Below are 14,433 nucleotides of genomic sequence, written 5' to 3' on the forward strand. Positions count from 1 at the left end.
TATAACCGATCGGCCGTTCGGCCGCTGCGGCAGGAACGTCGCGTCGTGGCGGATCGACGAGCGCGGCGGGGAGCGCACTCGCCGGCGCGGACGGCGAGGGATGGGCGCGGCGTCAGCGCGGGCGCCGCCGGGATCAGGCCGGGCAGGCGGTGAGGACGGGCCGCGGCGGCGCGCGATGCGCTGCGTAGCGCTCGATCATGGCGGCGCAGAAGTCGGCGAAGGCGCCCGGATCGCGCGGCGCGCTGGTGTGATGCGGGGCGAGCCCGAGATGCTCCGGCGTGAAGCAGAAAGTGACGGTCACGTCGAAGTCGGTGAGCGCCTCCATCTGGCGGTCGAACCAGCCGAGCGCGTCGGGGCGGAAGCTGTCGGCCCACGACAGGCCGGTGCGCAGATAGGTGACGCCGAGCCGCTTCATCCAGGCCACCGCCTCGTCCAGCCGGTGGTCCTGATAATGAAACCACTGGCACAGGCCGAGCGCCGGCGTGTGGCGGGCGAAATGCTCGAGCGCCAGCTTGGGCGTGCCGTCCTCGCGCAGCAGCCCCATGTCGAAGTGCCGGTAGTAGGACGAGCCCTCGGCCTCCTTGTGGCGCGTCGTCGCCGGCCAGGCGCGCGGGAGATCGTAGAGGCTGTACCAGTGGATGCGCGGCGCCTTGCCGACCAGAAGCTCGGCCGTGCGGTTCACGCCGAACACCTGCACCTCCTCGGCCCCGAAGGTCGACACGCCGACTTCCGACACCCAGATCGGCAGCGACGTGACGGTGCGGATCTCGTCGATCTTGCTCGGCCAGTCGTGAATGCTCCACAGGTTCCAGTCGAGCGGGAAGCCGTGCACGGCGACGACGTCGACGTGATCCAGCACGCCGCGACCGGCGAGATTGGCGATGAAGGTCGGGTCGATCGGCGAGATGCCGCCGAGCACGCGCGGCAATGTGGGATCGACCGCGGCGATCGCCTTGCCGGCCAGGATCGCCATCTCGGCGAAGCGCGACCAGTCCGGGTCGATCTCCGGATCCCAATGCGACTTGTTGTTGGGCTCGTTCCAGATCATCGCGGCTTCGATCATGACGGCATCCGGGCTGCGAGGTGCGGGAGATGCGCCACGGCGCCCGCGTCGGGGGTGGCGCAGCGGCACAGATAGACCTCCGGCTCGGGATGCGCCGTGATCGCGAAGCCCGCGCTGCGCAGCATCGCCTCGACGCAGGCGCGGTTCGGCACCCACCAGTTGGTCGGGTCGCCGGCGTAGCGGTTCTCGATGAAATGCAGCTTCGGCCAGCCCGGTTCGTCGAACTGATCGGCCTGCCAGAAGTCGTAGTCCGCAGCCGGCGCGAGCACGTCGTCGCTGCCGCGCTGCATCGACTGAAAGAGCAGCAGGTCACGTGCGACATGGGTCCGGATCAGGTCGAGCGCCAGCAGCGGGTGGCGCAGGTGATAGAGCACGCCCATGAAGATCACGAGATCGAAGGTCTCGCCGATCGCACCGACCTCGTAGACCGACAGCCGGCGGAACTCGATGTCGGCATCCAGCACCTCGGCGGCGAAGCGCGCCTGCGCCAGATAGTCCTCGTCGGAGTCGATGCCGAGCACCCGGGCGGCGCCGCGGCGCTTCATCTCGATCGAGTAGAAGCCGCCGTTGCAGCCGATGTCGAGGACGCTCTTGCCGCCGAGGTCGGCCGGAACCGCTGGCGCGAAGTTCCTCCACTTCACGGCTGGATAGTCGCCGAGGAAGTGGTCCGGCGCGGTGCGCACGCCGTGGAGATCGAGATTGTGGAACCACGGGCCGAGCGCTCTTGCGCGTGCTGCGATGTCGTCGCGAGATAGGCGCGGCGCGGCGCTGCGCATGGCGCTTGTTGCGGTCGGGGTCATGGCAGGAGCACCTCGCGCGGATCGGCGGGATGCACGGCGGCGCCGGCCGGCAGCATCGTCTGACCGGGGGCGATGCCGTCACCGAGGAGACCGACCGCGGCCCGATAGCCGTGCACGGTGCCGACGTCGACATAGGCCGTGCCCGCCCTCACGCCGATCGCGCGGCCGCCCTCGGCGAGCCAGGCGTTCACGAGCGTGCCGACATACTCGTCGCCACGACCGGGCCGTCGCCACAGCGCGGCGAGCGAGTGGAACACCCGGCCCGGCATCTTGAAGGCGCCCCAGATCCAGCGCGACCGCACGTCCTTCTGCTTTACGCGGATGGCGGTGACCCGGTCGGCGCCGTCGAGCTCGACCGCGTCGAACAGCTCGGGCCGGTCGACCGGGAACAGCAGGAAGGAGAGCGCGTCGTCCGGCAGCGCGGCGAGCGCATCGGCCGGAAACCACACGGTGTCGGGCAGGCCGACCACCACGTGCTCGTCCGCGGCGATCAGCGGGGCGGGGCGGAAGATCGCGTCGCACAGCCCGACCGGGCGCGGCTGAACCATGTAGGCGATGTCGGCCGCGCCATAGGCGGCGCCGTAGTATTCCATGATGTCCGACTTGCCGGGCGAGATGACGAAGCAGATCTTCGTCGCGCCACCGAGGATCATGCGCTCCACGAGATACTCGCTCACCGCGCAGGGCCGCTCGCCGGTCTCGGTCGGGCGGCTGCCGACCGGCAGCAGTTCCTTGGAGAAGGCGAGTGGCTGGATGCGGCTGCCGCGGCCGGCGGCCGGCACGATGCCCCACATGATCAGGCCTCCACGGCGCGGGACGGAACGGGATCGGCGGGCGCCGGCGCGATCCCTTCGACCGGGGCGATGCCCGGCGCGGCGGCCGCCTCGATCAGATGCTCGAAGGCGACGGCGCGGTGCGCGGCCGTGTGGGCGTCGAGCACCCGGTCACGCGCCGCGCGTCCGAGCCGGGCGATCTCCATGTCCGACAGCGCGAGCGCCGCGTCGATGTCCTCGGACTGACGCGCGATCAGCACCTCGGTGCCGGGCGAGAAGAACGTCTCCAGCCCCTCCCAGTCGTCCGTGACGATGGCGGTGCCGCAGGCGGCCGCCTCGAACAACCGGCCGGACGGGCACCAGCCCATCTCGGCCATCGCTCTGCGGGTGATGTTCAGGGTCAGGCGCGACGAGGAGAAGAAGGCGGGGTGCTCGGCCGGCGGCAGGTGGCGCACGAACCAGATGTTGTCGCTCCAGGGAAACTCCTTCGGATACTGGGCGCCGCCGATGACGAAGCGCCGGTCGCGCCGGCGCGTCGCCGGCTGCACGAGGAGCGTCTCCAGGGCCGGCTGGCGGTCGCTCGCATAGGTGCCGAGATAGGAGAGGTCCGCGATGTAGTGGGCGACGGGCGGCACGCGATGATGCACGCGCGGATCGACATGGCCGTAGAGCGGTGCGGCGCGCCGGGCGTGAAGCCGCGTGATCAGCTCGTCCAGCGCCCGGCCGCCCGTGTAGCTGAGCACCAGGTCGAAGCCGGCGAGCCCGCCCGCGGGAAGATACGCGACGGTGTCGCCGTCGCGCAGCGTCGCGAGCGTCACGGGGGTGTCGAGGTCGTAGAAGACGCGGACTGGCCGGGCGGCGTCCAGCACCATGGCGGCGGCTGTCGGCCCGTCCGGACAGTAGGACGTGACGATCGCCACGTCGGCATCCGCCAGCGCCGCGTCGATTCGGGCGCGAATCTCCGGGAGCTCGCGATAGATGATCAGGTCGCCGTCCGGCAGCGCGGCGAGATCGCGGTTCGCCGCGTAATAGGGGACGTCGCGCTCGAAGAAGGTGGTGTGGTGGCCGCGCGCCGCGAGCGCGGCGATCAGCCCGCGCCACAGCGTCGCGTGGCCGTTGCCCCAGGTCGACGACACGGTGAGCCCGAACACCACGATCTTCATGTCTTGACCTGTTCGTTCAGCGAGAGGAGCCTGGCGCCCCACGCGCCGACCACCAGGGTCGAGACGCTCGCCGGGCTCACTTCGAGCCGGTCGTAGGCATCGAGCCTCATGCCGAGATAATGGAGCAGCGCCGCCCGGATCACGTCGCCGTGGCTCACCGCGGCGATCCGGCCGTCGGGATGCGTCCTGGCCAGCCGATCGAGCAGCCCCACCGCGCGCTGCTGCACCTCCTGCATGCTCTCGCCGTCAGGGGCCCGCGCGTGCTCGCGATTCTCGTTCCATCGCCGCCACGTCGGGTCGTCGGCCATCTCCACGACGCCGCGGCCGGTCCAAATGCCGAAGTCGATCTCGTCGAGGTCGGGCGAGATCGTCACCACCACGCGGGCGGCCTCGGCGATCGGGTTCGCGGTCTGCTGCGCGCGCTCGCGCGGGCTCGCATGGACGCTCGTCAGCGCCTCGGTGGACAGGCGGACGGCGAGGGCGGCAGCCTGGCGCCGGCCCTCGTCGGACAGGCCGATGCGCGGCGTGCGGCCGACCAGCACGCGGTCCTGAAGCCCGTGCGGGGCGTGGCGGACCAGGAAGAAGGTGGTGGTCATCGCGGCGCTGTCCCGAATGCTCAGTCCTCTCCGTCGATGAACGCGTCGAGGCGCCGGCGCGCCTCGTGATCGGTGAACTGCACGGGCGGCGACTTCATGAACCAGCTCGACGGGCCTTCGAGGGCGCCGCCGATGCCGCGGTCGAGCGCCAGCTTGGCGCAGCGTACCGCGTCGATCACGACGCCGGCGGAGTTCGGCGAGTCCCACACCTCGAGCTTCAGCTCCAGATTGAGCGGCGTGCCGCCGAAACCGGCGCCCTCCATGCGGATATGCGCCCATTTGCGGTCCTCGAGCCAGGGCACGTGGTCGCTCGGGCCGATGTGGATGTCGTCGGGGGCGAGCGGCACGTCGAGCTGGCTCGACACGGCGCGCGTCTTGGAAATCTTCTTGGAGTCGAGCCGCTCGCGCTCCAGCATGTTCTTGAAGTCGGCATTGCCGCCGAAATTGAGCTGATAGGTGCGATCGAGCCGCACGCCGCGCTGGCCGAACAGATGCGCCAGAACGCGATGCACGATGGTGGCGCCGACCTGGCTCTTGATGTCGTCGCCGATCAGCGGCACGCCCCTCGCCGCGAAGCGGCGGCGCCAGTTGTCGTTGGAGGCGATGAAGGCCGGAATGCAGTTGACGAAGGCGCAGCCGGCATCGAGCGCGCATTCGGCGTAGTACTCGGTCGCTCTCTGGGAGCCGACCGGTAGGTACGAGACCAGCACGTCGGTGCCGGTCTGCTTCAGTGCCTCTGTCACGTCCACGTCGGGCTCGGGCGACTCGGGGACGTCATCGGTGAGCCAGCGGCCGATGCCGTCGAGCGTGCGGCCGCGCATCACGTTCACCCCGAGCGTCGGCACGCGGGCGAACCGGATGGTGTTGTTCGGCGGCGCCAGGATCGCCTCGGCGACGTCACGGCCGACCTTTCCGGCGTTGACGTCGAAGGCGGCGGAGATCTCGATGTCGCGCACCCGATAGCCGCCGAGGTCGGCGTGCATCAGCCCGGGGACGGGCTCGTTCTCGTGGGCGTCGCGGTAATGGAAGAGGCCCTGCACCAGCGCGGAGGCACAGTTGCCCACCCCAACGATGCCGACACGGACGCGCCGCGACGCTGCACTTGCGGAGGCGGCACTCGTCATCGGAACGTCCGGGTCATGAGGTCCCCCTCGGTCCGCCGCCGCCGACGGCGGTGTGGGCGAACCTATGTACGTTTCGCCAACGTCTGCTCGGAACGATGGTTCCCGGATCCGTGAGCCGAGCTCGCCACGGTCGTGATCGGGGTGGCTGCGATGGGGACGGCCGTGATCAGGATGACTGCGAGGCGATCGAGGACGTGCTGCCAGTCCTCGCCCGCGCGCCTGCGCAGGAGCCGCATGCTCGGGTACCACGGTGTGTCATCGCGCTCCGTGCTCCAGCGCCAGTCGCAGTCGTTCTTCAGCAGCGTCACGCAGGGCAGGCCGAGCGCACCGGCGAGATGTGCCGGCATGGTGTCGACCGAGACGATCAGGTCGAGTGATCGCATCCGGCGCGCCGTGATCAGGACGTCGTCGCTGCCGATGTCGGTCGCCGGTAACGCAGTCAGCTCGCTCGCGGAGAGCCCACGCTGGAGAATACAGGGCGTGACGCCGCGCGACATGAGCCGCTGGAACAGATCTTTCATCAGTTCGGTCGGGATCGAGCGGCCCGGGTCCCAGCCGCCGGCCTTCCAGACGAAGCCGATGCGAGATGGCACGGTCCCCCGAAGACCTCTCCCCGCGCGCGGGGAGAGGTCGACATTCGCGCCTCGTGCGCGAATGTCGGGTGAGGGGGCGTCTCGTGGATACGGAGGCGCCCCCTCACCCGTCTCGCCGCTGCGCGGCGAGCCACCCTCTCCCCGCGTGCGGGGAGAGGGTGAACGACCGCCGTGCTGTTGATCTGGTCGTATCGCCGCGTCCGGAAAGCGCGGCGCCCGCTCCGGAAACAGATACGGCACCGGCCCCAAATTGTCGGGTGTCGCACGCAGCGCGTGGGCGAGCTCCATGATCTCGATGTCGACGTCGTAGGCGACCTCGGGGGTGCCGTCGTGCAGCGGCAGCACGGCGTCGACGCCCGGGGCCGTGACGACGAGCGGCAGCAGCGCCGGCTGGACCCAGAGGGTGACATGCGCCGCGATCCGCCGCAGCGGGGCCGTGAAGCGCACGAACTGCAGCGTGTCGCCGAGACCGTGGTAGCAGCGGACCAGCACGCGTCGTCCGGCGAGCGGTGCGCCGGTCCAGACGAACTGCTCGTGCCGCGGCCGGTGCCACGAGGTCTCGCCGCGTGCGCGCCGTGCCGCCATCACTTGGTCGCTGATCGCCCAGGCGGCGGCGAAGTCGCCGCGCCGCATCGCCGCCGTCCACGGATCGGCGGCGGCGGCGTCCGCGGCAGTCGTGTCGTTCATCCCGGCTCCCGCGTCGGGCTCCCTCGGCGGTCGGGGATCGCGCCGCCCGACGTGGAACACGCGACGGCGCCCGGCGGTTTCCGCACCGAAGGCGGACTGCCAATGCCGGAGCGAGGACGCGAGGAGGAGCCGATGTCACAAGGCAAGGTCACGACCGATCACGACGCCATCCGCAAATGGGTGGAGGAGCGCGGCGGCCATCCGGCGACCGTCGAGGGCACCGAGACGGGCGGCGAGCACGCCGGGATCCTGCGGGTCGACTTCGGCCCCAAGGACGACAAGCTCGAGACGCTGTCGTGGGACGCGTTCTTCGAGAAGTTCGACGAGGCCGACCTCGCCTTCCTGCATCAGGACAAGATGGCCGACGGCAAGGTCTCGCGCTTCCACAAGTTCGTCAGCCGGTCGCAGCAATGAACGAGGCGGCGCTGCACGACCGCCTCGCCGAGGCCTACAATCTGATCGCCGCGGCGCTGCGCAGCGAGGCGCCGGATTTCGACCGCGTCATGGACGCGATCGGACGGCTGTTCGATCCCAAGGGGCCGTTCAACACGCCGACCATGACGCTCGCGCTGCCGCCGTCGGTCGACCGCGCCGTTCTCGACCTTCGCGACGTGATGGAGCGCTTCCGCGACCGCAGCGCGGAGTCGACCGAGGAGGCGGTGCGCGAGGTGTGGTCGGTGCTGAGCCGGCCCGAGGTCGTCGCGGCGTTGCGGAAGCGGGAGGCGTTCGAGACGGAGTAGACGGAATATCGATCATGGCGCCGCGCAGCAGCCCGCGTGACGGCGCGGGCGGCGCAGCCGTGACGGCCGGCTCACCCGTCGAGCACGGCCTGAAGCTCGCGCAGATCGTGCTCGTCGACCACCGGGGCGAGATCGTGGATGTGAATGTCCAGGTGGGCGGCGATCTCGCGCGCGAGGTCGTGGTGCCCGCGGCGGGCCGTGTCGGCCAGGATGATGCCCATCCCGAGAAGCGTCGCGGAGTGGACCGTGCCGGAGAAGTCGGTGACTGTACGCATCGTCAGTCCCCCTCGATTGCTCATCATAGCATCGTATCGTTGATGCTTCGCTTACGGAGCTTCGCGTAAGGAAGACAACGTGACCGCAGGCCGTCTCGCGTGGGCGGCCGGTTCGGGTGGGCGGCGTCGCGCGCGGCGCTCGGCGGGGTCAGGGCGTCGACGGAGGCCCCGAGGCGTCGCCGTCCGGCCTGCCGGTCCCGTAACGCGCCCGGATCGACTTCTCGATCGGGCCGCCGGCGAGCAGCACGAAGAACAACAGGGGCAGGGCGATGGCGATCACGGTCCAGGCCGCGACCGCGCAGGTCGCGCCGAGGCTCGCCGTCACCCAGATGCAGGCCGCCGTGGTGAGGCCGCGCACCCGCGCGTCGCCCGAGCCGCGCACGATCACGCCGGCGCCCAGAAACCCGATTCCGGTGAGAATGCCCTGGACGACGCGGCTGACGTCGGTGAGCCGGTCCTGCTCCTGGATCGACGGGTCGACCGCCGCCATCACGGCGAGCGCGGCGCCGAGCCCGACGAGGCCGAGCGTGCGCATGCCGGTCGGCTTGCCGTGCAGGTCGCGATTCAGCCCTAGGATCATCCCCACCACGGTCGCCGCGGTCAGGCGCAGGGCGATGTCGGTCCAGTCCATGGTCGCGCTCGATCCAGCCAAGAAGCGCGGGCGGTCATTCTGCACCTCTCCCCGCTGCGCGGGGCGAGGTCGGACTTCGCGCCGCAGGCGCGAAGTCCGGGTGAGGGGGGCGTCTCCGTATCCACGAGGCGCCCCCTCACCCCGACCCTCTCCCCGCGCGCGGGGAGAGGGAGAACCGGCGCTGTGCGGGTGTGGAAGACAGCTTAGTGCACCGTTTGTAATGAATACTCGCTCACCCCGCCGTGTGCCCGCGCAGATCGAGCTGGCGTAGCGCGCGGTCGATCCACAGCTTGGTGAGCTTCTCCTGGGTGCCGTTCTGGGAGAGGCGGCTCCTCAGATTGGCGAAGTCGACGTGGTCGAGCTCCTGGTCCTGGTTGGCGCAGGAGAACACGACGGTCTCGGTGCCGGTCGCCGGGTCCTTGTGGACCTGCAGGCACTGGGCGCAGATCTCCTTCATCATGCACTGCATCGGCGAGTTAATCGAGCCGATCGCCTTGTGGCCGGGCTTGAGATGGGCGGCCAGCATGCCGTGGCGGGCACGCGCGACCGCGGCCATCATGCCGTCGGAGCCGATGGCGACGACGCGGTCGACGTCGCCGAGGTCGATCGGCTGATCGCCGAGCGCCCCGGTCGCGTAGGCCTCCAACGCCGCCACCATGTTGCCGACGAAGGTCTTGTCCTGTGGCCGGTCGGCCGAAAAGCCGGGCGCCTCGTCGCAGCACCACACGATCGCGTCGGCGGCGCGCTCGATCTCGGCGACCTTGTAGCGGTCGCGGATCTGCTTGTAGCCGGCGAAGTAGAGCACCTTGCCGCCGCGGGCGCGCGCGGCCTCGCCGATCGAGAACAGCACGGCGTTGCCGAGACCGCCGCCGATCAGCAGCACGGTTTCGCCCGGCTCGATCTCGGTCGGTGCGCCGGTCGGCCCCATCAGGATGACGGGCTCGCCGGGCCGCAGCGTGGCGCACAGATCCGACGAGCCGCCCATCTCCAGCACGATGGTCGCGAGCAGGCCTTCGTCGCGGTCCGTCCAGGCGCCGGTGAGGGCGAGGCCCTCCATGGCGAGCGCGGTGCCGTCGACCCGGGTCGCGAAGGTCTCGTAGTTCTGCAGCCGGTAGAACTGGCCGGGCTCGAAGGCGCGCGCCGCCGCCGGCGCCTTCACCACCACCTCGACGATGGTCGGGGTGAGCCGGTTGACGGCGTGAATGGTGGCCCGCAGTTCGCGGTCGAGCTTCTGGTAGAGCGCGGTGCGGTCCGGCGGCGCGGTGTCGAGCGTCGCGAGCAGCCGGGCGACGACCGGGAAGCCCTGCTTGGCGCTGGCCATCGCCTTCACGACATTGCCGGCGAAAGAGGGATGGAGATCGCCGAAGAAGCTGACGGCGCGCCCATCCGCCCGGATGTCGGTCAGCACATGGGTGACGGAGGGCTTGGCGATCCGCTCCGGCGCGACCGTCGCGCCGCTCTCGTCGCGGGCGCGAAAATACTTGCCGTCGAGCGTCATGGCGGCGTCCTCGCGGGCCAGCGTCGTGTTGGGCTGGGTGCCGGCCGCGACCACGATGGTGCGGGCCGGCAGCGTCACCTCGGCCTCGCCCGGCACCTCGCCCTGGCGGGCGAGCTTCAGCGCGCGCGCGTGGCCGTAATTGTCGAGCACCACCTCGGTCGGCGAGAGGCGCTCGGCGAACCAGATGCCTTCCTCCATCGCTTTGGCGATCTCTTCGTGATTGAGCGTGTAGCTCGGCGCCTCGACCATGCGGCGGCGATAGGCGACCGTGACACCGCCCCAGCCCTTGACCAGCGCGGCGAGCCGCGGCGACCGGTTCTCGCGGGCCGCGGCCTCGCGCTCCGCCCTGATCTGTCGCGCGTGGTCGATGAACTCGTCGGCGATCAGCGTCTCGGCCTCGCTCCAGGCGGCGCGCACCTGCGCCTCGCTGCGCTCGGCCGCGAGCGCCTCGTAGCGGACCAGGAACTTCTCGACCTGCAGCGGGTAATAGGCGAGCGCCTCGGTCGCCGTGTCGATCGCGGTCAGACCGCCGCCGATGACGACGACGGGCAGGCGGATCTGCAGGTTGGCGATACTGTCCGGCTTCGCCGCGCCGGTGAGCTGCAGCGCCATCAGGAAGTCGGAGGCCTGACGCACGCCGGTGGCGAGCCCGTTCTTCATGTCGACGACGGTCGGCTTGCCGGCGCCCGTGCACAGCGCGACGTGATCGAAGCCGAGCCCGAACGCCTCGTCGATCGTCAGCGTTCCGCCGAACCTGATGCCGCCGAACATCTTGAACTGCGCCCGGCGCTCCAGCAGCAGCCGGATCAGCTTGAGGTAGTTCTTGTTCCACCGCACCGTGATGCCGTACTCGGCGACGCCGCCGAAGCCGGCCATCACGCGGGTGCCGAGATTCTCCTCCAGTTCGGCGAGGTCGCGGATCGGCCGGAACGGCACGCGCGCGCCCGACATCTCGGTGCCGGAGATCGACGGGTCGAGCGGCTCGATCTTGAGGCCGTCGACCGCGACGACGCCGTGGCCGTCGTTCATCAGGTGATGCGACAGCGTGAAGCCGGCCGGGCCGAGGCCGACGACCAGCACGCTGCGGCCGGTGTCGGGCTTGGGCAGCGGGCGGCGCAGGTTCAGCGGGTTCCAGCGGGTCAAGAGCGAGTAGATCTCGAAGCCCCACGGCAGCGCCAACACGTCCTTCAGGGCGCGGGTCTCGACCTGCGGGATGTCGACCGGGTCCTGCTTCTGATAGATGCACGACTTCATGCAGTCGTTGCAGATGCGGTGGCCGGTCGCCGCGCACATCGGATTGTCGATCGTCACGATCGCCAACGCCCCGACCGTGTGGCCGCCGGCCTTGACGAGATTCATCTCGGAGATCTTCTCCTCGAGCGGGCAGCCGGCGAGCGGCACCCCGAACTCGTTGCGGCGGAAGCCGCCGGCCTTCTCCTTGAGGCCGCGCGAGCACGAATCCTTGCCCTGGTTGTGGCACCAGATGCAGTAGTTGGCGTGGTCGAGCGCACCGGTCAGATCGGTGCCGCAGTCGGTGAGGGCGAAGCCCTCGCGGAAGCGGCGGTGGTCGTCGGAGAGCTTGAACATCGTCACGCCCTCGACCACCTCGGTCTCGATCGGGACGAGCCGCATCGGGTCGATCTTGCCGGGCGCCTTGAACAGCACGCCGCCGTGATGGCGGTGCTGGCCGTCGGCCGTGTGGGTCGCCCAGGCGGCGTAGCGGGCGAAGAGGTCCAGCACCTCGGCGTGCTCGGCCTCGGTCTCGAAGATCGGCGCCACGAAGGTCGCGAAGGCGAGCTCGTCGAGCGGTCCGCCCAGCACCTTCGTCACCTGCGCGGCGAGGGCGTCGCCGTCGAAGGCGGCGGCCGCGGCCGGGCCATACTTCTTGGCGGCGCGGCGCTGCACGAACAGGCGCTTCACGGTGTAGAGCGGGGCGAGCGCGTGGTGGCGGGCCTGCAGGGCGCGCACCTCGGCGCCGATGCCGAACAGGTCGGCGAGGAAATCCTCGACATGCGGGGCGAGCGCGATCAGCAGCTCGGACTCGTCCTTGGCCGCGAGGCCGTCCGGCGTCGCCCGGGCGACCATCAGGCGATCGTGCAGGGACTGGTCGGCCGTCGCGAGCCAAGCGACGAAAGCGGCGTCGAGCCGCACCAGGCCGTCGCGGTCGTAGAGGTCGGCGAAGGCGAGGCCGTGGGCGAGGCGAACGGGCGTCGCATCGGCGCGCGTGGCGCCGGACGCCTGGGACGGAGAACGCACGACGGTGTCGATCGGCGAGGTCATGTCGGAGATGCTGTCCTGGTCTGCGCAACTGCGTCGCCGCCACGATGCGGCGCGGTCATTTTCGAGCCGAGGACGCCTATAGCACAAATCGGGATCGGCCGAATCGCGCCCCGTCGCTCCGTTCGGGCGGGTTCCAGGCGCGCCAACCTACCCGGATGGACGAGTTTTTGGGTTCCACCACGGTTTTCTACTACCCCCGTGATAGGACTAATGGCGCAGGCGAGGAATTAGGTGTCTTTATCGTGGGCCGAGCGGGCGTGGACGCGTCTGCAGGGGGCCCGGGTGCATATGCGCCACTTTGGTCGGCAAGATCGTGGTCGGCGAAACGTGGTCGGCGAAAGCGAGACTGTTTCCGGGCGTCGTACCGAAAAGACCGCGCGCGGCCGAGGCCGGCGACTGGCCATGCTTCGCATGCGCCGGGCCGAGCCTCGTGGCGGCGGTCGACCAGGCCGGGTCGTGCCATGACCGATTCAGAATTGTCCTTCGACGTGCCGGCGCTGGTGTCGCTGTCGCGTCAGATCGAGATGCATCTCGAGCGCCTCATCGTGCAGGGCGCGCTCAAGAGTGGGCAACGCCTGTCGGAGCCCGACATCGCCAAGCGATTCCGCACCAGCCGTTCGCCGGTGCGCGAGGCGCTGCGGCGGCTGGAGCAGGTCGGGCTGGTGGTGATCGAGCCGCGTCGCGGTGCCTCCGTGAAGGCGCCGAACGAGCGCGACATCTCCGACATGCTGGCGATCCGCGAGGCCCTGGAAGGGATGGCGGCGCGGCTCGCCGCCGAGCGGGCCGAGTCCGAGGACATCGCCCGGCTCGAGGCCTGCATCGCCGCTCCGGCCGGCACCGACGAGCAGTCTGGCCTCGCGCTGGTGGACTTCCACGAGGCGCTGGCGCAGGCGGCGCACAATCCCGCCCTGCAGGCCATGCTGCGCGGCTCGCTCAACCTGTTCCGGATGGTGCGGGCGATTCCGGCCGACCATCATGCGCGCAAGGCGCGCGCCGCGGAGGAGCATGCGGCGGTCGTCGCCGCCATCGCGGCCCGCGATCCCGACGCCGCCGAGGCGGCCGCCCGCCGTCACATCCGCACGATGCGGGCGCAGCTGCTGGACGCCGGTGGCGCGATCACCGAGGACGAGCGGTCGGCGGCAGCCGGGGTGGCGTTCGACGCGACCGCGGATGCGGACGACGACGAGGCGCTGACCCGCCCGACCAACGGCGCGCGCCGGTCGACCCGCGGCGGTGCGCTGGGGAACGGCCGCGACGATCCGGCCGCGTGAGACTCTAGCCGTCGCGCCGGGCCGTGAGCGTGCGGTTCAGCCGCTCGCGCACGGCGTCGGCCTCCTCGCGCGTCCAGCGGCGGAAGCCCTCGCCGGTCTTCATTCCGAGCTTGCCTTCGGCCACCTTGGCACGGAGGAAGTCGGTCGGCTCGGCCGAGCGGTCGAGCTGCGGGACCAGCGTCTCCTGGATGTCGAGCGTGAGGTCGAGGCCGACAAGGTCGCATTGCTCGAGCGGCCCGAGCACGGCGAGCCGCGCCCCGAAGCCGGTCTTCACGACGGTGTCGATCGTGGCGGCGTCGGCGACGCCGGCGGCGAGCAGGGCGATCGCCTCGCGCTTGAGCGCATGCTGGAGCCGGTTGCCGATGAAGCCGGGTATGTCGCGCCGCACATGCACGGGCGCCTTCCCGGCGGCGCGCAGCAGATCCATGGTCGCGGCGATCGTCGCGTCGGTGGTCCATTCGGTCTGGATCACCTCGACCAGCGGGACGAGATGCGGCGGGTTCCAGAAATGGGTGCCGACGACGCGGCCGCGATGGGTCAGGTGACGACCGATCTCGGTGCTCGGGATCGCCGAGGAGTTGCTCGCCAGGATCGTCTCGGGCGCGACGAGGTCCTCGAGCTCGGCGAACAGGTCGCGCTTGAGCGCGAGCTTCTCGGGGGCCGCCTCGAACACCACGTCGCTGCCGACGGCGGCCGGGGCCAGGCGGTCGTGAATCGCGATCGCTTCGACGACGGCGCGGTCGCGCCCGAGCAGATCACAGAGCCCGGCGAGCCGGTCCGGCAGGCCCGCCCGCACCGCCTCGGTCGGTTCGAAGATGCGCACCGGATGGCCGGCGGCGGCGAACAGGAAGGCGATGCCGTGGCCCATCAGGCCGCCACCCACGACCGCGATGGTCTTGCGCGTCACCGCGTGCTCCTGTCTCGAAACGCTTCGCCTGA

At 70.5% G+C, this 14,433-nt stretch carries 14 protein-coding genes; 3 read left to right on the plus strand and 11 right to left on the minus strand.

Features of this window, described 5'->3' with window-relative positions:
• Window positions 1–133: 133 nt before the first annotated feature.
• The 7 genes from CCR97_RS05830 to CCR97_RS05860 form a co-directional block, all read right to left on the minus strand.
• Entirely contained in the window at window positions 134–1,063 is a 930-nt protein-coding gene (locus tag CCR97_RS05830; protein ID WP_111355526.1) for a glycoside hydrolase 5 family protein, read from the minus strand.
• Window positions 1,060–1,863, minus strand: coding sequence for a TIGR04290 family methyltransferase (locus tag CCR97_RS05835; RefSeq protein WP_420826062.1), 804 nt, complete (start codon window positions 1,861–1,863; stop codon window positions 1,060–1,062). Before CCR97_RS05835 ends, CCR97_RS05830 begins: the two co-directional genes overlap by 4 nt.
• Window positions 1,860–2,657: a sugar phosphate nucleotidyltransferase gene (locus CCR97_RS05840; protein WP_111355528.1), complete on the minus strand. Its 798-nt coding sequence runs from the start codon at window positions 2,655–2,657 to the stop codon at window positions 1,860–1,862. Before CCR97_RS05840 ends, CCR97_RS05835 begins: the two co-directional genes overlap by 4 nt.
• 2 nt (window positions 2,658–2,659) lie before the next feature.
• A complete protein-coding gene (locus tag CCR97_RS05845; protein WP_201159369.1) occupies window positions 2,660–3,799 on the minus strand; it encodes a CgeB family protein in 1,140 nt (379 codons plus the stop codon).
• Window positions 3,796–4,395 carry a histidine phosphatase family protein gene (locus CCR97_RS05850; protein WP_111355530.1) on the minus strand — a complete coding sequence of 200 codons (600 nt, stop codon included), beginning with the start codon at window positions 4,393–4,395 and terminating at the stop codon, window positions 3,796–3,798. Before CCR97_RS05850 ends, CCR97_RS05845 begins: the two co-directional genes overlap by 4 nt.
• A 20-nt stretch (window positions 4,396–4,415) precedes the next feature.
• Window positions 4,416–5,519 carry an inositol-3-phosphate synthase gene (locus CCR97_RS05855; RefSeq protein WP_111355531.1) on the minus strand — a complete coding sequence of 368 codons (1,104 nt, stop codon included), beginning with the start codon at window positions 5,517–5,519 and terminating at the stop codon, window positions 4,416–4,418.
• A gap of 62 nt (window positions 5,520–5,581) precedes the next feature.
• Complete coding sequence (locus CCR97_RS05860; protein WP_201159370.1) at window positions 5,582–6,799, minus strand: glycosyltransferase family 9 protein; 1,218 nt, start codon at window positions 6,797–6,799, stop codon at window positions 5,582–5,584.
• Window positions 6,800–6,931: 132 nt separating this feature from the next.
• Here CCR97_RS05860 and CCR97_RS05865 point away from each other — a divergent pair, with 132 nt between their 5' ends.
• Both CCR97_RS05865 and CCR97_RS05870 read left to right on the plus strand, forming a co-directional pair.
• Entirely contained in the window at window positions 6,932–7,213 is a 282-nt protein-coding gene (locus CCR97_RS05865; protein ID WP_111360468.1) for a hypothetical protein, read from the plus strand.
• Window positions 7,210–7,539 carry a hypothetical protein gene (locus tag CCR97_RS05870; protein ID WP_111360467.1) on the plus strand — a complete coding sequence of 110 codons (330 nt, stop codon included), beginning with the start codon at window positions 7,210–7,212 and terminating at the stop codon, window positions 7,537–7,539. The genes CCR97_RS05865 and CCR97_RS05870 overlap by 4 nt, the downstream gene beginning before the upstream one ends.
• Window positions 7,540–7,610: 71 nt before the next feature.
• On the opposite strand, the gene CCR97_RS05875 is transcribed toward CCR97_RS05870, so the two are convergent.
• The 3 genes from CCR97_RS05875 to CCR97_RS05885 all read right to left on the minus strand — a co-directional run bounded on the left by CCR97_RS05875 (window position 7,611) and on the right by CCR97_RS05885 (window position 12,223).
• Window positions 7,611–7,814 (minus strand): hypothetical protein, encoded by a 204-nt coding sequence (locus tag CCR97_RS05875; RefSeq protein WP_146618965.1) that lies wholly within the window; start codon window positions 7,812–7,814, stop codon window positions 7,611–7,613.
• A gap of 148 nt (window positions 7,815–7,962) precedes the next feature.
• Window positions 7,963–8,445 (minus strand): MgtC/SapB family protein, encoded by a 483-nt coding sequence (locus CCR97_RS05880; protein ID WP_111360465.1) that lies wholly within the window; start codon window positions 8,443–8,445, stop codon window positions 7,963–7,965.
• 232 nt (window positions 8,446–8,677) lie between these two features.
• Window positions 8,678–12,223 carry an FAD-dependent oxidoreductase gene (locus CCR97_RS05885; protein ID WP_111356905.1) on the minus strand — a complete coding sequence of 1,182 codons (3,546 nt, stop codon included), beginning with the start codon at window positions 12,221–12,223 and terminating at the stop codon, window positions 8,678–8,680.
• Between the two features lie 461 nt (window positions 12,224–12,684).
• On the opposite strand from CCR97_RS05885, the gene CCR97_RS05890 reads away from it, so the two are divergent.
• Window positions 12,685–13,494 carry a GntR family transcriptional regulator gene (locus tag CCR97_RS05890; protein WP_170145794.1) on the plus strand — a complete coding sequence of 270 codons (810 nt, stop codon included), beginning with the start codon at window positions 12,685–12,687 and terminating at the stop codon, window positions 13,492–13,494.
• Window positions 13,495–13,498: 4 nt separating this feature from the next.
• Here CCR97_RS05890 and CCR97_RS05895 read toward each other — a convergent pair whose 3' ends face one another.
• Window positions 13,499–14,401: a 3-hydroxyacyl-CoA dehydrogenase family protein gene (locus CCR97_RS05895; protein WP_111356903.1), complete on the minus strand. Its 903-nt coding sequence runs from the start codon at window positions 14,399–14,401 to the stop codon at window positions 13,499–13,501.
• Between the last annotated feature and the right edge of the window lie 32 nt (window positions 14,402–14,433).

Origin of the sequence: Rhodoplanes elegans, assembly GCF_016653355.1 — a bacterium.
GTDB lineage: Bacteria > Pseudomonadota > Alphaproteobacteria > Rhizobiales > Xanthobacteraceae > Rhodoplanes > Rhodoplanes elegans.

Bases quoted from the DNA above. Each gene is read 5' to 3' on its own strand.
- CCR97_RS05830 (WP_111355526.1), bottom strand. From the start codon at position 1,063: ATGATCGAAGCCGCGATGATCTGGAACGAGCCCAACAACAAGTCGCAT.
- CCR97_RS05835 (WP_420826062.1), bottom strand. From the start codon at position 1,863: ATGACCCCGACCGCAACAAGCGCCATGCGCAGCGCCGCGCCGCGCCTA.
- CCR97_RS05840 (WP_111355528.1), bottom strand. From the start codon at position 2,657: ATGTGGGGCATCGTGCCGGCCGCCGGCCGCGGCAGCCGCATCCAGCCA.
- CCR97_RS05845 (WP_201159369.1), bottom strand. From the start codon at position 3,799: ATGAAGATCGTGGTGTTCGGGCTCACCGTGTCGTCGACCTGGGGCAAC.
- CCR97_RS05850 (WP_111355530.1), bottom strand. From the start codon at position 4,395: ATGACCACCACCTTCTTCCTGGTCCGCCACGCCCCGCACGGGCTTCAG.
- CCR97_RS05855 (WP_111355531.1), bottom strand. From the start codon at position 5,519: ATGACGAGTGCCGCCTCCGCAAGTGCAGCGTCGCGGCGCGTCCGTGTC.
- CCR97_RS05860 (WP_201159370.1), bottom strand. From the start codon at position 6,799: ATGAACGACACGACTGCCGCGGACGCCGCCGCCGCCGATCCGTGGACG.
- CCR97_RS05865 (WP_111360468.1), top strand. From the start codon at position 6,932: ATGTCACAAGGCAAGGTCACGACCGATCACGACGCCATCCGCAAATGG.
- CCR97_RS05870 (WP_111360467.1), top strand. From the start codon at position 7,210: ATGAACGAGGCGGCGCTGCACGACCGCCTCGCCGAGGCCTACAATCTG.
- CCR97_RS05875 (WP_146618965.1), bottom strand. From the start codon at position 7,814: ATGCGTACAGTCACCGACTTCTCCGGCACGGTCCACTCCGCGACGCTT.
- CCR97_RS05880 (WP_111360465.1), bottom strand. From the start codon at position 8,445: ATGGACTGGACCGACATCGCCCTGCGCCTGACCGCGGCGACCGTGGTG.
- CCR97_RS05885 (WP_111356905.1), bottom strand. From the start codon at position 12,223: ATGACCTCGCCGATCGACACCGTCGTGCGTTCTCCGTCCCAGGCGTCC.
- CCR97_RS05890 (WP_170145794.1), top strand. From the start codon at position 12,685: ATGACCGATTCAGAATTGTCCTTCGACGTGCCGGCGCTGGTGTCGCTG.